The 15026-nt window shown below is 64.0% G+C and carries 17 protein-coding genes and 1 pseudogene; 10 read left to right on the plus strand and 8 right to left on the minus strand.

The window, feature by feature from the left end:
• Positions 1-27: 27 nt before the first annotated feature.
• On the plus strand, positions 28-981 hold the full coding sequence (locus tag IVA87_RS16460; protein ID WP_247300747.1) for a lytic transglycosylase domain-containing protein: 954 nt from the start codon (positions 28-30) through the stop codon (positions 979-981).
• A gap of 175 nt (positions 982-1156) precedes the next feature.
• A complete protein-coding gene (gene tsaA / locus IVA87_RS16465; protein WP_247334238.1) occupies positions 1157-1648 on the plus strand; it encodes a tRNA (N6-threonylcarbamoyladenosine(37)-N6)-methyltransferase TrmO in 492 nt (163 codons plus the stop codon).
• Between the two features lie 122 nt (positions 1649-1770).
• On the opposite strand, the gene IVA87_RS16470 is transcribed toward tsaA, so the two are convergent.
• The 4 genes from IVA87_RS16470 to IVA87_RS16485 form a co-directional block, all read right to left on the minus strand.
• Positions 1771-2199 (minus strand): HIT domain-containing protein, encoded by a 429-nt coding sequence (locus IVA87_RS16470; RefSeq protein ID WP_247300749.1) that lies wholly within the window; start codon positions 2197-2199, stop codon positions 1771-1773.
• Between the two features lie 50 nt (positions 2200-2249).
• Positions 2250-3491, minus strand: coding sequence for a GNAT family N-acetyltransferase (locus IVA87_RS16475; protein ID WP_247334263.1), 1242 nt, complete (start codon positions 3489-3491; stop codon positions 2250-2252).
• A 201-nt stretch (positions 3492-3692) separates the two neighbouring features.
• On the minus strand, positions 3693-4439 hold the full coding sequence (locus tag IVA87_RS16480) for a glycerophosphodiester phosphodiesterase (RefSeq protein ID WP_247334240.1): 747 nt from the start codon (positions 4437-4439) through the stop codon (positions 3693-3695).
• Between the two features lie 5 nt (positions 4440-4444).
• Positions 4445-4912 (minus strand): RidA family protein, encoded by a 468-nt coding sequence (locus IVA87_RS16485; RefSeq protein WP_018321130.1) that lies wholly within the window; start codon positions 4910-4912, stop codon positions 4445-4447.
• 249 nt (positions 4913-5161) lie between these two features.
• Between IVA87_RS16485 and IVA87_RS16490 the strand changes: the two genes are divergently transcribed.
• The gene (locus IVA87_RS16490) at positions 5162-6007 is read left to right on the plus strand and encodes a cell envelope integrity EipB family protein (RefSeq protein WP_247300751.1); all 846 of its coding nucleotides are present in this window, start codon (positions 5162-5164) and stop codon (positions 6005-6007) included.
• A gap of 169 nt (positions 6008-6176) precedes the next feature.
• Positions 6177-6578 carry a RidA family protein gene (locus IVA87_RS16495; RefSeq protein WP_247300752.1) on the plus strand — a complete coding sequence of 134 codons (402 nt, stop codon included), beginning with the start codon at positions 6177-6179 and terminating at the stop codon, positions 6576-6578.
• 91 nt (positions 6579-6669) lie between these two features.
• Here the strand turns inward: IVA87_RS16495 and IVA87_RS16500 are convergent.
• A pseudogene (locus IVA87_RS16500) lies at positions 6670-6812 on the minus strand (ACT domain-containing protein); the annotation flags it as partial.
• 153 nt (positions 6813-6965) lie between these two features.
• Between IVA87_RS16500 and IVA87_RS16505 the strand changes: the two are divergent.
• Positions 6966-7121 carry a hypothetical protein gene (locus tag IVA87_RS16505; RefSeq protein ID WP_247275775.1) on the plus strand — a complete coding sequence of 52 codons (156 nt, stop codon included), beginning with the start codon at positions 6966-6968 and terminating at the stop codon, positions 7119-7121.
• 16 nt (positions 7122-7137) lie between these two features.
• Here IVA87_RS16505 and IVA87_RS16510 read toward each other — a convergent pair whose 3' ends face one another.
• On the minus strand, positions 7138-8427 hold the full coding sequence (locus IVA87_RS16510) for a DNA polymerase IV (RefSeq protein WP_247300753.1): 1290 nt from the start codon (positions 8425-8427) through the stop codon (positions 7138-7140).
• A complete protein-coding gene (locus IVA87_RS16515; RefSeq protein WP_247334242.1) occupies positions 8424-8735 on the minus strand; it encodes a DUF3572 domain-containing protein in 312 nt (103 codons plus the stop codon). The genes IVA87_RS16510 and IVA87_RS16515 overlap by 4 nt, the downstream gene beginning before the upstream one ends.
• A gap of 241 nt (positions 8736-8976) precedes the next feature.
• Here IVA87_RS16515 and IVA87_RS16520 point away from each other — a divergent pair, with 241 nt between their 5' ends.
• Together IVA87_RS16520 and IVA87_RS16525 are read left to right on the plus strand one after the other, a co-directional pair.
• Positions 8977-9342, plus strand: coding sequence for a response regulator (locus tag IVA87_RS16520; RefSeq protein WP_027547216.1), 366 nt, complete (start codon positions 8977-8979; stop codon positions 9340-9342).
• Positions 9343-9356: 14 nt separating this feature from the next.
• Positions 9357-10730 carry a PleD family two-component system response regulator gene (locus tag IVA87_RS16525; RefSeq protein WP_247334243.1) on the plus strand — a complete coding sequence of 458 codons (1374 nt, stop codon included), beginning with the start codon at positions 9357-9359 and terminating at the stop codon, positions 10728-10730.
• A 333-nt stretch (positions 10731-11063) separates the two neighbouring features.
• Here IVA87_RS16525 and IVA87_RS16530 read toward each other — a convergent pair whose 3' ends face one another.
• Positions 11064-11672, minus strand: coding sequence for a TetR/AcrR family transcriptional regulator (locus IVA87_RS16530; RefSeq protein WP_249816959.1), 609 nt, complete (start codon positions 11670-11672; stop codon positions 11064-11066).
• Between the two features lie 127 nt (positions 11673-11799).
• Here IVA87_RS16530 and IVA87_RS16535 point away from each other — a divergent pair, with 127 nt between their 5' ends.
• From IVA87_RS16535 to IVA87_RS16545, 3 genes are all read left to right on the plus strand, one after another.
• Positions 11800-13032: an MFS transporter gene (locus IVA87_RS16535; protein WP_247334245.1), complete on the plus strand. Its 1233-nt coding sequence runs from the start codon at positions 11800-11802 to the stop codon at positions 13030-13032.
• 421 nt (positions 13033-13453) lie between these two features.
• A complete protein-coding gene (locus IVA87_RS16540; RefSeq protein WP_247334246.1) occupies positions 13454-13963 on the plus strand; it encodes a DUF2231 domain-containing protein in 510 nt (169 codons plus the stop codon).
• A gap of 6 nt (positions 13964-13969) precedes the next feature.
• On the plus strand, positions 13970-14932 hold the full coding sequence (locus IVA87_RS16545; protein WP_247334247.1) for an SDR family NAD(P)-dependent oxidoreductase: 963 nt from the start codon (positions 13970-13972) through the stop codon (positions 14930-14932).
• The last annotated feature ends 94 nt before the right edge of the window (positions 14933-15026 follow it).

The following is a 15026-nucleotide window of genomic DNA, read 5'->3' on the forward strand; positions in this document are numbered from 1 at the left end:
TCTGAATTGTCCCATAGCGTCAATGCCATGCGAATAGCTCGGATCATCGCTGTCCTGTGTCAGATCCTCGTGCTGTCGCCGGCGCTGGCGGAGGAGGCGCCTGCGCCCGTCGTGTCACCGAATGCGCAGGAACCCGCGAAACCGCCGGAGAAACCGAAAGATGCCCGCGAGAGCGACACGCGGGAGTCGCTCTGCCTGATCATCGAGGCGGCCGCCCGCGAGGCCAATCTGCCGCTGGAGTTCTTCGCCCGCGTGATCTGGCAGGAGAGCCGCTTCCAGTCCGACGCCGTGGGACCGGTGACCCGCAACGGCGAACGCGCGCAGGGCATCGCACAGTTCATGCCAGGCACCGCCGGCGAGCGCGGGCTGCTTGATCCTTTCAATCCGGTGCAGGCGCTGCCCAAGTCGGCCGAATTCCTCAACGAGCTGCGCAACCAGTTCGGCAATCTCGGCCTCGCGGCTGCCGCCTACAACGCCGGCCCGCGGCGGGTGCAGGAATGGCTCGCCGGCACCGGTTCAATGCCGGAGCAGACCCGCAATTACGTTCTCGCCATTACGGGTGCGACGGTGGAGACGTGGGCCAAGGCCGGCGCGACCGGAAACGGCCCGCCGAGCGCGCCGCCGACGAGCTGCCGCGATCTCATGGCGTTGCTCAAGCGCGCTCCTAATCCGTTCGTGGCCGAACTCGAGCAGCATGTCGAGCTTGCCGCCGCAAAGGTCTGGGGCGTACAGCTCGCCGCTGGCTTCGACCGCAATAGGGCGCTGGCGATGTATTCCCGTGCGGTCACGCGACTGAGCACCGTGATCGGTGATCGCGATCCGAGCTTGCTGTCTTCCGTGATGCGCAGCCGCGGCACGCGCGCCTTCTATCAAGTGCGCATCGGCGCCGACACGCGCAGCGAGGCGGATGATCTGTGCAACCGCATCCGTAAGGCGGGCGGGGCCTGCTTCGTGCTGAAGAATCGCGGCGTGAGCGGGTAGGACTCGTGATGCCGGCGCGCGACAAAGCCGCGAGCAGCCCCGCGCGCGTGATTCCTTGCTCGCAATCGTCGCATCGCACGTTATGCAGGTCGCCCCCTCGGGGGCGAAGTCTTCTTGCTGGCCGGCAAGCGGGGCTTGGGCTAAAACCGCGGGCGAACAGCAAGGAACAGGACATATGGTTCGCGAACAGGAGCTCCGCGAGGGCGAGGTCGCCATCGAGCTGCCACCGACGCAAGATGCCGGTCTCGTCTTCATCGGGCGCATCCGCACCCCCTGGACGTCGCGGCTGGAGACGCCGCGGCAAGGGCGGCATGATGGCCCGGTCTGCCGGCTTGAGATCTTCGAGCCGTTCGTGCCGGCGATCAAGGGCGTCGACTTCTACAGCAATCTCGAAGTGCTGTACTGGCTCGACAAGTCGCGCCGCGACATCATCCTGCAAAGCCCGAAGAACAACGAGAAGACCCGCGGCACGTTTTCGCTGCGCTCGCCGGTGAGGCCCAATCCGATCGGCACCTCGGTCGTCAAGCTGGTCGGCATCGAGGGCAATGCGATCCTGGTGCGCGGGCTCGACTGCCTCGACAACACGCCACTGATCGACATCAAGCCGGACCGCTGCGAGTTCACGCCGTTGGCCGCGCCGCAGAAGGGCGATTTCGAAACGGAGTGAAGTCTCTCCTCCGTCATTCCGGCGCGCCTCTTGGCGCGAACCCGGAATCCATCAGGCGGCAGAGACGGTGGTGAAATGGATTCCGGGCTCGCGCTGCGCGCGCCCCGGAATGACAGAAAGACCTATCCCGCCTGCAGCGCCGCGATCAGCTTGGCTGCGTGCTCTTCCAGCACCTTGGCATCTTCCTTGCGGCTCGCGGGCGGCAGCATCGCGACGCCGTCGTGGCGCGGCATCACGTGCATGTGCAAGTGAAACACCACCTGTCCGCCGGCGGGCTCGTTGAACTGCTGCACGGTGATGCCGTCGGCCTTGAATGCCTTCATCGCAGCCGCCGCGATCTTGTGCGCGCCGCGGGCGACATGGGCGAAGTCGTCAGGATTGATGTCGAGGATGTTGCGGGCAGGGGCCTTCGGGATCACCAGCGTATGGCCTGGCACGCGCGGCATGATGTCGAGGAAGGCGAAAACGTGCTCGTCCTCGTACACCTTGTAGCTGGGCAGCTCGCCGCGCAGGATCTTTGCGAAGATGTTGTTGGTGTCGTAGGCGGTCATAGGCGGGTCCTCGAGATTTTGCGCTTACTGTCACCAGCCACGGCAAACCGTCAAGACGCCTCGTCGGCCCCTTTGCGGAACGGGCCGAGATCGGCGAGCTCACGTCCGGCTTCCGCAACGTAAGCGCGCTCGCGCTTGAGGTAGTCGTCGATGGCGCGCCGCAGGCCCGGGTCGGCAATGAAGTGCGCGGAATAGGTCGTCGTCGGCAGGTAGCCGCGTGCGATCTTGTGCTCGCCCTGCGCGCCCGCCTCGACGTGCCGGAGGCCGCGCTTGATGGCGAAATCAATCGCCTGATAGTAGCAGACCTCGAAATGCAGGAACGGGTGATGCTCGACCGCGCCCCAGTTGCGGCCGAACAGCGTGTCCGAGCCGATGAAGTTGATCGCGCCCGCGATCCAGCGATTGTTGCGGCGGGCCATCACCAGCAGCACGTCCTCGCTCATGGTCTCGCCGATCAGCGAGAAGAACTCGCGCGTCAGATATGGCCGACCCCATTTGCGCGACCCGGTCTCCATGTAGAATTCGAAAAATGCGTCCCAGGCATCCTCGGTGATGTCCTTGCCCGTCAGCCAGTGGATGGTGATGCCGGCGGCGAGCGCATCGCGTCGCTCGCGCTTGATCGACTTGCGGTGGCGCGAGTTCAGCGTCGCCAGGAAGTCGTCGAAACTCGCAAACCCCTCATTGTGCCAGTGGAACTGCTGATCGGTACGCTGAAGGAAGCCGTGCCTGGCGAGCAGCTTCCACTCGGCCTCGCGCGCGAAGGTGACGTGCACCGAAGAGGCCTTGCTGACCCCGCACAGCGCCACCAGCCCGCTCGCCAAGGCCTCGGTGGTTCGCTCGCGGTCGACACCGTCGCGGACCAGCAGGCGCGGCCCCGTTGCCGGGGTGAAGGGAACCGAAACCTGGAGCTTCGGATAGTACCGCCCGCCGGCACGCTCATAGGCATCCGCCCAGCCGCGGTCGAAGACGTATTCGCCCTGCGAGTGCGATTTCAGATAACAGGGCACGATTCCCGCGACGCGGCCGTCGAGCTTGGCCACGAGATGCCGCGGTCCCCAGCCGGTGCGGATCGTCGCCGAACCCGATTTCTCAACGGCGGAGAGAAATGCGTGTGAGACGAACGGGTTATAAGCCGAGCTTAAGGGGCCGGCGGAATCGCCTGGAAAACCGGACGAGGTTCCCTTGCCATGCCCATTACAAGCTTTGCCGGGATTGGCGCAGGCGTCCCAATCCTCCGGTGTCACTTCGCCAATCGAAGGCAGGGCCTCGAGCGTGATTTCCGATGATGCCATCATGCCCAAGATCGTGCATTGCAGCAGCGACTTCAAGAGGTCGGGAACGCGCTCACGTGCCCGACGCAGCGCAGCGCTCTTCCAGCGGTGCGCTTGCAGAGCAGGCCCACGGGCAGCGCGTTCGCGGCAAGAAGGTCCCGGCTCTGCGCCGCAACGCTAATGGCGTCGCGGCTTGTCCGGGACACGAGAGGTGCCGTGCCCCTACGGCACAAACCCTTCAAAGATCATCTGGTCCGCATACCGCCCGACCCGCGTCCGCTGCTCCGGCGTGCGCACGGTCCAGCCGAGGAGGGCGCAGCCGAACAGGTTGCGAGCAAGCCAAGGGGCGGGGGCGGGGAGATCGTCGACTCTGAACGCGACGAAGTGGGGCTGGGTCTGGAAGCCGTGGCGCAGGTACAGCATGCTGTCGCGCTGCTCCTGCGTGAGCCTGGCCCAGTACTCGTCCTCATAGGTCCGCTGCGCGACGATGCCGCGCGGACGGGAAGGCAGCAGCTCGCGCAGCGCCAGCACCTGGTCAGGATCGAAGGACATACCGACGGCGGGACCGTCATAGGACGCCAGCACTTCGGCCATCCGCTTCACCAGCTTGCGGTCGCCGCCAAAATGGCTCTTCACCTCGATCACCAGCGGTACCCTGCCGGCGACCAAGGCGCAGAGGTCGCCGAGCGACATCATCTGCTCCGGCGTGTCCTTGAACTTGACGGCTTTCAGCTCGGCCGCGGTCTTGCCGATCACCTCTCCGGTCGCTTCGGTGAGGCGGCCGAGCGCATGGTCGTGATGCACCATGGCCTCGCCGTCGGCGGAGAGCTGAATATCGACCTCGATCGAAAAATTGCCTGCGATGGCGGCCTGCACCGCGCCCGGCATGTTTTCCACGATGCCACGTGAAATGTCATGCAGGCCGCGATGGGCGACCGGCCGGGCTATCAGCCAATCCGGAGCGCGCATTCGCGTCAGGCGACCTCGAACACGCCATCGACCTCGACCGCGGCGTCCGCGGGCAGCGAGGCGACCCCGACGGTGGTGCGGGCATGGCGGCCCTTGTCACCGAAGGCCGCGACCATCAGGTCGGAGGCGCCGTTCAGCACCTTGGGCCCGTCCAGGAAGTCAGGGGCCGAGTTGATGAAGCCGCCGAGGCGAACCACGCGCACGACCTTGTCGAGATCGCCGAGGGCCGCCTTGACCTGGGCTAGCAGGTTCACCGCGCAGCCGCGAGCGGCCGCAGCGCCGTCTTCGATCGAGACGCCGGCACCCAGCTTGCCCTTGGCGATCAGCTTGCCGGCCGGGTCGAAGCAGACCTGGCCGGAGACGAACAGCAAATTGCCGGTGCGCACGAACGGCACGTAATTGGCAACGGGGGTCGGGGCCTCGTGCAGCTTGATGCCCTGTTCCGCCAGTTTCTGCTCGACCGTGCCCGCCATGTCTCGACCTCGATGTCCAGGATTCCATTCGTCCCCGGCACGTCTGTGGGAGGCCGGGCGCGCCCTGTTTCGCCCATCGTGCCGCCACATGCAAGCAACCGGAGGGGATGTATTTTGTTGAGGCAGGGGGAGGAGGTTCAACGCGGGCGGGGCAACTTTACGTGAAACGGCCTCAGTTGCGACGCAATGGAACGGTCATTAAAATGTCGAATCTGCGCTTCCCCAAGGACGCGTCCTCAAGGAACAGAGATGGTGCACCTTTTCCGGACTTCGCTCGGTATAATGGCGCTCGCGGCGACCATTGTCGGCTTTGGCGGTGGCGCCCAGGCCGCCAACGGTCCGTTCCTCGCGCACCAGGCGCTTTATGACCTCAGCCTCGTGAAATCGCGCTCCAATTCGGTCAACAGCGCGCGCGGCCGCATCCTCTACAATTTCACGGGCAACGCTTGCGAGGGCTACACCTCCGAATTCCGCCAGGTCTCCGAGCTCGACAGCGGCGAGGGCAAGGTCACGCTGAGCGACCTCCGCTCCAATTCCTGGGAGGACGCCGCCGGAAAAAGCTACCACTTCAAGATCGAGACGCGCATGAACGAGGCGGATGCCGGCCGCGTCGACGGCTCGGCCGAGCGCGACGGCGACCACATCAACGTCAAGCTGAAGCTGCCGGCGCCGAAGACATTCACCCTCGACGGCAAGATCGTATTCCCGACCGAGCAGATCCAGCGCATCATCGCCGCCGCCAAAGAGGGCAAGTCGCTGCTCGAGCTCTCCGTCTATGACGGCTCCGACGACGGCCAGAAGGTCTACAACACGCTGACCGTGATTGGCCAGCCGATCCCCGCCGACCGTGCCACCTCGTCCGATCCGTCGACCACCGACGAGCATATGAAATCGCTGAAGCGCTGGCCCGTCACCGTCAGTTATTTCGACCGCGACGCCCAGCAGAAGGAAGGCGAGCAGACGCCGGTCTACGCGATGGCGTTCGAGCTCTACGAAAACGGCGTCTCGCGCCAGCTCGTGCTCGACTACAACGATTTCGTGATTTCGGGCGCGATGGGCAAGTTCGACGTGAAGGACAGCAAGCCCTGCAATTGAGGGCGTGGTCTCCTCCGTGTCATCGCGAGCGCAGCGAAGCAACCAGACTATTTCCACGTTGGCAGTCTGCGTTGCTTCGTCGCAACAGCTCCTCGCAACGACTGGGCTGGTCCTCGGCGTCCTCTCCGGCTAGGCTCCTCCCAACCATAAACTTCGGGAGGCCAGCACCATGCCCAAGCTCGATCATCTCCGCCCCAGCGGCCTGCATCACAATCCCGCCTACTCGCACGTCGTTACCGCTTCCGGTGCACGCACCATCTACATCTCCGGCCAGGTGTCGGTGGACGAGGAGGGGCGGATCGTCGGCGAGGGCGATATTGCCGCGCAGACGACGCAGGTGATGCAGAATCTCGGCCACGCGCTGAAAGCGGCGGGGGCGAGCTACGCCAACATCGTCAAGATCACGACCTTCGTCGTGAACTACAAGCCGGAGCTGCGCCCCATCATCGGCAAGGCCCGCTCCGCTTTTTTCGAAGGCATGGAGCCGCCGGCCTCTACGCTCGTTGGCGTCTCCGCGCTGGCCGCGCCGGAGTGGCTGATCGAGATCGAAGCGGTGGCGGTCGCCGATTGAGGTGACCGGGAGGATGGGTAGAGCGAAGCGAAACCCATCGCGCCCTTGTTGTGCGGATGGAGCTTGATGGTGTCGCTTCGCTCTACCTATCCTACTTGCCTTTGGCCATCTCTTGCAAAACAGCCATCGCCTCGTTGGCTCGGTCCGCCGGCACGAAGAGGTGATCGTGATGCAAGGCGAAACCGCATTCACGCTGATGCGGGCTTCGGCCAGACGCGCCGCGATTGCCGCCAGAATCGGCGAGAGGCTGTTGGAGCCATGGTCAACATACCTTTGTATATCTCCTCTATTCCTTCTCATGCGCTGACCTTACGCTGGTAGAATTGAGCGACGGCGGGAGATTCTTACAATTTGAGTCCACTCGGGTCACTGCGAGGAGAGGCTCAAATGAACGTTGTCATTCGAAAGCTCAACGGCCTGTGGCACCTCATCGTCGGGTCTTGCCAGATCCGAACGCCGTTCGTGGAAACTCAGGATCGGCAATTGGTCGTTCAGTATGCCCGGCGCGCCTATCCGGGTGCACGGATATTTGAACGCGACTGAGTTGAGCAGGACTTGATCACTCCTGCGCCTTCTCCGGCCCCTCATACGCAATGCCGCGGATCACCGCAGCGCTGCCGAACTTCTTGCGCAGACTGTCCACCGCGCGCTCGGCGTGCGCGGCGCGGCGGTCGAGCATGTCGGTGTCGTCCAAGACCGAGCCGTCACGCAGCGCGCTGACGCCGGCGCCCATCAGGCGGAAGGCGGTGCCGTCGATCTCTTTTGCCAGCATCTCGCGGCAGATCGAGAAGATCTTGGCGGCGAGCTGCGTCGGGGCGGCGATCGACCGCGAGCGCGTGCGCTGGCGGAAATCGGCCGTCTTCAGTTTCAACGTGACGGTCGAGCCGGCGAGCTCGCCGCTCTTGAGACGCGACGACGTCTTCTCGCACAGCCGCCACAAGATCTTCTCCAGCGTCGCGAAATCGCGGATGTCGGTCTCGAACGTGGTTTCGCTGGAAATCGTCTTGGCGCCGCGATCGGGCTCCACGCGCCGTTCGTCGATGCCGCGCGCGAGCCGCCATAGCCGGCGGCCGTCGCTCGGAAACTGCCGCATCATCTCGATCTCGTCGGCCTTCTGCAGGTCGGCGATGATGCGGAAGCCACGCTGCGCGAGGCGCTCCTGCGTGGCCGGTCCGACGCCAAAGATGAAGCCGACGGGCTTCTCCGACAGCATCAAGCGGGCTTCGTCCTGATCGAGCGCGGCAAAGCCGCGCGGCTTGTCGAGGTCGGAGGCGATCTTGGCCAAAAACTTGTTGCAGGACAGGCCGACGGAGACGGTGATGCCGATGTCGCGCTCGACGTCGCGGGCGAAGCGCGCCAGCACCTTTGCCGGGATCGTGCCGTGAACCCGCTCGGTGCCGGACAGATCAAGGAAGGCCTCGTCGATCGACAGCGGCTCGACCAGCGGGGTCAGCGCCTGCATGGCCTGGCGCACCTCGCGGCCGACCCGGACATATTTCGCCATGTCCGGCCGGATTACGGTCGCATGCGGGCAGGCCTCCAGGGCCTTGAACATCGGCATGGCCGAGCGGACGCCATAGGTGCGGGCGATGTAGCAGGCGGCCGACACCACGCCGCGCTTGCCCCCGCCGATGATGACGGGCTTGTCGGCGATATCAGGATTGTCGCGCTTCTCGACCGTCGCATAGAAGGCATCGCAGTCGATATGGGCGATGGTCAGGCTCGACAGCGCGCGATGGCGGACCAGGCGAGGGGACCCGCAAGCGGAACAGCGCCGCACGCCGGTGTCCAGATCGGCCAGACAATCCCGACAGAAGCAGCGGGGCCCTGCCGGATCGGGTTCGGTCACGGCACGTCGCGCTCCCAGGAGGGGTCGCCGAGCGCGTCGCCCAGCACCTGCCGCGCTGCGGCAACGTTGGTCGGATCTAGTTCCGCGGCCTTCGCGAAGGCCTTCACGGTCTCGTCATCGCGCAGCACGAAATCGAGCACGCTGAGGAGAAAATTGGGGTCCGAGGCAGCATTGCGCAGGGTCTCCGGACCGACCCCTGTCTCAGCCAGGAACAGGCCCAGCCGCTCGGGCTCGCCGGCGACGAAGGACAGCGCCTGAATCGCAACGATTTCAGCGACTTCGCTGGGGTTGTGAACAGGCTTTTTCACGCGGCCGGTTTGCCTTTCCGTTAACTTTCAGTCTCTACTTTGGAATCATCATGCCCGAGTCTTCGCCTCGAGTCTTGCGACCCCCGACAAGCAACTGGAAACCAAATCGCAGAAAGTCGGCCCTCGGGTTTAACGAAACTAGAGCGAATCTGAGGCTAGTTTGAATCCAGTTTTCGAAGCGCCGGGGAGCGGCGCCTGAGGCGTCACATGTATGGGTCTGCGGACCAAACAGGAGGGCGGGATGGCTAAGACCGTCCTGATCGTGGAAGACAACGAGCTTAACATGAAGCTCTTCCGCGACCTGTTGGAGGCACACGGCTACCAGACCACTGGCACCAGCAATGGCTACGAGGCGCTTGACCTCGTTCGCAAGATGCGGCCGGACCTCGTGCTGATGGATATCCAATTGCCGCAGGTCTCGGGACTCGAGGTGACCCGGTGGATCAAGGACGATCCGGAGTTGCGCGCGATTCCCGTCGTTGCGGTCACCGCGTTCGCGATGAAGGGCGACGAAGAGCGTATCCGCGAGGGCGGCTGCGAGGCCTATTTGTCCAAGCCGATCTCGGTCGGCAAGTTCATTGAGACGGTCCGGCGTTTTATCGGATAGGAAGTGAGTTCAAAGTGTCCGCGCGTATCCTGGTTGTCGATGACGTTCCTGCCAACGTGAAGCTCCTCGAAGCGCGTCTGTCCGCCGAATATTTCGACGTGATGACCGCGGCGAATGGCGCCGAGGCATTGGCGATCAGCCGGCGCGCCGAATGCGATATCATCCTGCTCGACGTGATGATGCCCGATATGGACGGTTTCGAGGTTTGCCGCCGTCTGAAGACCGATCCGGCCACCCACCACATTCCTGTCGTGATGGTCACCGCGCTCGACAGCCCCTCCGACCGTAACCGGGGGCTCGAAGCCGGCGCCGATGATTTCCTCACCAAGCCCGTCTCCGACGTCGTGCTGATCGCGCGCGTGCGCTCGCTGACGCGGCTGAAGATGATGACGGACGAGCTGCGCATGCGCGCCATCACCTCGCTCGAGATCGGCATGCAGGCGCCGGAGCGCAGCGCCGTGGCCGACACCGGCAGGGGCGGCCGCATCCTCCTGGTCGACGACCGCGAATCCTCCTACGAGCGGCTGGCGACGATCCTCGCCGCCGAGCACACCATCGACGTCGAGTCGAACCCGACGGAGGCGCTGTTCCACGCAGCGGAGGGCAATTACGACCTCTTGATCGTCTCGCTCGATCTCAACAATTTCGATGGCCTGCGGCTCTGCAGCCAGGCGCGCTCGCTGGAGCGCACGCGCCACGTTCCGATCCTGGCGATCGCCGACCCCGAGAACTCGACGCGGCTGCTCCGCGGCCTCGAGATCGGCGTCAACGACTATCTGCTGCGTCCGATCGACAAGACCGAACTTTTGGCGCGGGCCCGCACCCAGATCCGCCGCCGCCGCTACACCGATCACTTGCGCGACAACGTGCAGAACTCGATCGAGATGGCGATCACCGACGCGCTCACCGGCCTGCACAACCGCCGCTACATGGAGAGCCATCTCGCCACGCTCGCCGAGCAGGCCGCGACCCGTGGCAAGCCGCTGGCGCTGATGATCCTCGACATCGACTATTTCAAGTCGATCAACGACAATTACGGCCACGACGCCGGCGACGACGTGCTGCGCGAATTCGCAGTGCGGGTGCGCAAGTCGATCCGCGGCATCGACCTTGCCTGCCGCTATGGTGGGGAGGAATTCGTCATCGTAATGCCGGAGACCGATCTCCACGTCGCCGGCATGGTCGCCGAGCGCCTGCGCCGCTCGATCGCGGGCGAGCCCTTCGCGATCCACAAGGGCAGCAAGCGCATCGAGGTCACGATCTCGATTGGCCTGACCACGCTGGAGCAGAAGGGCGAGGCGGTCGGCGACGTCCTCAAGCGCGCCGATACCGCGCTCTACCGCGCCAAGCACGACGGCCGCAACCGCGTGGTGTCGCAGGCGGCGTAAAGGCTACTGCGACACAATAATTGCGAAAACAACCCCATGCACAGTAGCCGGCGCTAGTCGGATCAATGGCTTACGCGGGTAGCAAAGCGGCTGACGCCGACAGCAAGTCCGTTTGACACGTCGGGCAAAACAGGCGCATTCTGCTATCATCCCGAACATCCTACAAAGTCCGCTGTCATTCCCCGCCAACGGGTCTTGCCTTCGGCGAGCCCGATGACAGGCTCCAGCGGGCAATCCAGTACGCCCGCGGCTTTTCGGTCCTAGCCTCACTGTCTCTGGAATACGGATCACCCGCTTTCGCGGGTGATGACAGCGAGCGATAGGCGACAGCAGCTAGTCTGGCGCGCGCTTGCTCCCCTTCAATGGTTTCTCCGCATCGCCACCGACATGCACCCCTGCATTCCGCAGCAGCACTTTTGCCGCTTCCTTCGCCGCCCTCGCCATCGCGGGATCGTCGCGCACGAGGTCCTGTGCGATGGAGCCGTCGACCAGCAGCACGAGCTGGGTTGCCAGCGCCTCCGCGTCCGCAACGCCGAGCTCGTTCAGGCGATCGCGAAACCAGACGCGGCGGCTCTCCTTGAAGGCGATCGCGATCTTCTTCACGGCGCGATCCTGTGGCCCGAGCTCGGCCACCGCATTCACGAACGGGCAGCCGCGAAAATCTTTGGCGGCAAACCGCCGCTCCAGCGAATCGAAGGTGGCAAGGATCTGCTCGGCCGGCGGCTTCTCGGACGGGCGCGCCTGCACGAAGCGGCGCTCGAGGTAAGCCGCGATCAGCGCGTCCTTGGAGGGGAAGTGGTTGTAGAGCGTGCGCTTGGAGATGCCGATCTCGGCCGCGATGGTATCGACGCCGATGGCGCGAATGCCTTGCAGGTAGAACAGCTTGTCGGCGGTCTCGAGGATCCGCTCTTTCATCGTCTGTGGGGTGGGCGGGGGAGCCATGCGGTAGCGCGCGTCCTGTTCGCTTGACAGCACCAGCCTTTCATAGCCTAAGTACACAGGTCTGTGTATCAAATCAACGGCAAAGGCAGGCGAGGGCGTTTGTGCCGAGCCCAAAAGGGAGAAGAAAATGCCCCTGTTGCAGATCCTGCGTCCGGCCTTGCCCATCCTGATCGGCGCCTCGATCATGCTGACCCTGAGCATGGGGCTGCGGCAGTCGCTCGGCATCTTCCTGCAACCGCTGACGCATGACATCCACATCTCGGTGTCGGATTTCACGTTGGCGCTGGCTGTGCAAAACCTCGCCTGGGGCTTTCTCCAGCCGCTGGCCGGCGCGATGACGGTGCGGTACGGCTTCCGTCCCATCATGATCGTGGGCGCGCTGATGTACATCGTGGGCCTCGCTCTGATGGCGACGGCCAATGGGCTCGTCAGCGTGATGATTGGCGGCGGCGTCCTGATCGGGACTTCGCTGGCCTGCACCGCGGCGGCGATCGCGATGTCTGTAGCGGCGCGTGCTGTGCCCGAAACCGTGCGCTCGACGGTGCTCGGCATCGTCTCCGGTGCGGGCTCGCTCGGCGCGCTGTTGTCGGCGCCGATCGGGCAGATGCTCAACGAGAGCTTTGGCTGGCGCATTGGCCTTGCCGGCTTCGTCATCATGTCGGTACTGATGATACCGGCAGCTTGGTATGCCGGACGCGTCGACCAGATCCCGCTGCCGAAGCCCGCGGCCGATGACATCAGCGATGCCAATGCCATGGCTGCGGCGAGGACCGCGTTCGGTAACGCGTCTTTCGTGGTGATGACCTGCGCCTATCTCGTCTGCGGCATGCAGCTGGTGTTCCTCACCACGCATCTGCCGTCGTATCTGGCGATCTGCGGTCTCGATCCGATGCTGAGCGCACAGACGCTCGGTATGATCGGCGGCTTCAACGTGCTGGGCTCGCTGTTCTTCGGCTGGGCCGGCCAACGCTGGAACAAGCTGGCGCTGCTGGGCGCGATCTACATTCTGCGCTCGCTGGCGCTCGCCTGGTATTTCATGCTGCCGGCAACGCCGTTCTCGACGCTGCTGTTCGGCGCGATCATGGGCTTTCTCTGGATGGGCGTCGGTCCGCTGGTTGCGGGTGCCGTCGCCGAGATGTTCGGCCTGCGCTGGCAGGCCATGATCCAGGGCCTCGCCTTCATGAGCCACCAGATCGGCAGCTTCCTCGGCGCCTACGGAGGAGGGGTGCTCTACGACGCGCTCGGCTCATACACCATGGCCTGGCGCATCGGCGTCGCGCTCGGCCTCGCCGGCGGCATCGTGCAGGTCGCGTTCGCGCTAATCCGGCCGTCGCAGCCGCCGGTGTTGAAGGCGGCGTAGGGGGTGTGTAGCCGTGAGCGTCAGCTTCGCAGGATGAACCGGATGTCACGTTGCTTGGTCGTGATCGACCGGTTGTGACCCCTGTACGGTCCGGCCGTGCGGTGCAAGACGATTTCGACCATCCGGTAGATGCGGTCTTGCATCAATGTATCCGGCCTCTGCTTGGACTCCAGTGCTCCGGGCCATCATGGCCTTGGTCACCCGGGGTTCGCATGCGCCCGGAAAGACTGATTTCCATCGTCGTCTCATCCTCTCGCAGACCTCGGCGGGTAAGGGTGTTGTCCGTTCTTGGGGCCTCAAGCGCCGGACTGGCGTTGGACCGCGCACACATGGGCGCGCTTCCTTGCGGTTCCATACCTACAGGAACGAGCATATTGCGTGTCGCGTTACCTCGACACGTTCAACAAGCGCGAGACTGACCATGGCTCAAACCGATTTCACTGGAATCGCGACGACCGCCAAGCTCGGTAGTCATCCGATCCATCCAATGCTGATTCCATTTCCAATCGCTTTGCTGGTGGCTACCTTTGCATGCGACCTCGTCTTCTGGGCAACCAGCAACGCCTTTTGGGCGGAGGCAGGGTTCTGGACGCTTACAGCCGCAATCGTCACCGCACTCTTAGCGGCCATCGCCGGCCTGGCCGACTTTCTTGGAAACGCGCAGATTCGAGCGCTCAGTGACGCATGGCAGCATATGATCGGCAACCTCATCGCTGTGCTACTGGCAGTTGTTAGTCTGTGGATGCGGTATCGTTACGGCACCGCGGACGCAGTGCTGCCGTGGGGCATTTTGCTATCCGCTGTCGTGGTCGGAATGCTGCTGTTTACGGGCTGGAAGGGCGGTGATCTGGTCTACCACCACCGGATCGGGATGCATCCCGAAGCGCCAGCACAAGCATCGGCAGCTTCACGGCCAATTATCCGCGCGTAGCGGGCCATGATCGGTTGGCCCAATGCACCCGCGGTGGTTATCACAGGGGCATCCAGCGGCATCGGCCGCGCGACAGCGCTTGCCTTCGCCGCACGAAAGGCGCGCGTCGTGCTTGTGAGTCGAGAGGCCACGGCATTAGAGGTGGTGGTTCGCGCGTGCCAGGAGCGCGGTGCGGAAGCGGTTGCATGCCCAGCGGATCTGACAGATCACGCCGCCGTTGAGCGCATCCGCGACACGGCGATTGCGGCTTACGGCAGGATCGATATCTGGGTGAGCTGCGCGGCCGTTCTTCTGGTCGGCCGATTCGAAGATATGCCGCCCGACGCCTTTAAACGCGTCGTTGAGACGAATTTCCTGGGATGTGTCAACGGCTCCCGCGTGGCACTGTTACAGTTCCGGACGCAAGGTGATCGCGGTATTCTCATCAACACCAGTTCGCTCTTGGGCATGATGGGCGAACCTCTAGCCAGTCCTTACGTCGCCACCAAGTTCGCCGTTCGGGGCTTCACCGCCTGCCTACGGCAGGAGTTCGAGCGCGTGCCCGGCATCCACATCTGCTTGGTCATGCCGTGGGCGGTGGACACGCCCATCTACAACAAACTCGGGAACGTTTTCGGACGGCGAGCGCGTTCGATCTTGCCGGTGATAGCGGCCGAGCGCGTCGCGCGAACTATCGTGAGCCTCTCTGAGCGGCCACGCCGCGAGGTCATCGTTGGAGCGTCAGCTTATATGGTGAGCGTCGCGCTTAAGCTCGCACCCATGCTGGTCGAACGCATCGTTGCGCGCGCCGCACCCGCGCTCCAATTCGAGGGTGATCATGAGTCACCGACGACGGGAAATCTCTTTGCTCCGACCGGGCCATATAGCGTGGCGGGTGGGTGGAAAAGGTATTGGACCGACCGCGCATCGCGCTTCTTCCGTCCTGACCTTCGCGAGATCATCAAGAAGTATCGCCGTCACTTGAATTGAGCTCGCCTCAGTTGGTGGCCTCTTTATAATTCCCGCGGCGCAATGGCGAGGCAAGCAAGGAACCGATCGGCGAGGACCTACGTTTTAGAACCCA

It is taken from the genome of Bradyrhizobium sp. 147, from assembly GCF_023073935.1.
Taxonomy (GTDB): domain Bacteria; phylum Pseudomonadota; class Alphaproteobacteria; order Rhizobiales; family Xanthobacteraceae; genus Bradyrhizobium.

What these genes read in the sequence shown, in the direction of transcription:
- IVA87_RS16495 (WP_247300752.1), top strand. Translation starts at nt 6,177, where the DNA reads ATGCCCAAGCTCGATCATCTCCGCCCCAGCGGCCTGCATCACAATCCC.
- IVA87_RS16535 (WP_247334245.1), top strand. Translation starts at nt 11,800, where the DNA reads ATGCCCCTGTTGCAGATCCTGCGTCCGGCCTTGCCCATCCTGATCGGC.
- IVA87_RS16540 (WP_247334246.1), top strand. Translation starts at nt 13,454, where the DNA reads ATGGCTCAAACCGATTTCACTGGAATCGCGACGACCGCCAAGCTCGGT.
- IVA87_RS16505 (WP_247275775.1), top strand. Translation starts at nt 6,966, where the DNA reads ATGAACGTTGTCATTCGAAAGCTCAACGGCCTGTGGCACCTCATCGTC.
- IVA87_RS16485 (WP_018321130.1), bottom strand. Translation starts at nt 4,912, where the DNA reads ATGGCGGGCACGGTCGAGCAGAAACTGGCGGAACAGGGCATCAAGCTG.
- IVA87_RS16480 (WP_247334240.1), bottom strand. Translation starts at nt 4,439, where the DNA reads ATGCGCGCTCCGGATTGGCTGATAGCCCGGCCGGTCGCCCATCGCGGC.
- IVA87_RS16520 (WP_027547216.1), top strand. Translation starts at nt 8,977, where the DNA reads ATGGCTAAGACCGTCCTGATCGTGGAAGACAACGAGCTTAACATGAAG.
- IVA87_RS16530 (WP_249816959.1), bottom strand. Translation starts at nt 11,672, where the DNA reads ATGGCTCCCCCGCCCACCCCACAGACGATGAAAGAGCGGATCCTCGAG.
- IVA87_RS16490 (WP_247300751.1), top strand. Translation starts at nt 5,162, where the DNA reads ATGGTGCACCTTTTCCGGACTTCGCTCGGTATAATGGCGCTCGCGGCG.
- IVA87_RS16460 (WP_247300747.1), top strand. Translation starts at nt 28, where the DNA reads ATGCGAATAGCTCGGATCATCGCTGTCCTGTGTCAGATCCTCGTGCTG.
- tsaA (WP_247334238.1), top strand. Translation starts at nt 1,157, where the DNA reads ATGGTTCGCGAACAGGAGCTCCGCGAGGGCGAGGTCGCCATCGAGCTG.
- IVA87_RS16475 (WP_247334263.1), bottom strand. Translation starts at nt 3,491, where the DNA reads ATGGCATCATCGGAAATCACGCTCGAGGCCCTGCCTTCGATTGGCGAA.
- IVA87_RS16545 (WP_247334247.1), top strand. Translation starts at nt 13,970, where the DNA reads ATGATCGGTTGGCCCAATGCACCCGCGGTGGTTATCACAGGGGCATCC.
- IVA87_RS16470 (WP_247300749.1), bottom strand. Translation starts at nt 2,199, where the DNA reads ATGACCGCCTACGACACCAACAACATCTTCGCAAAGATCCTGCGCGGC.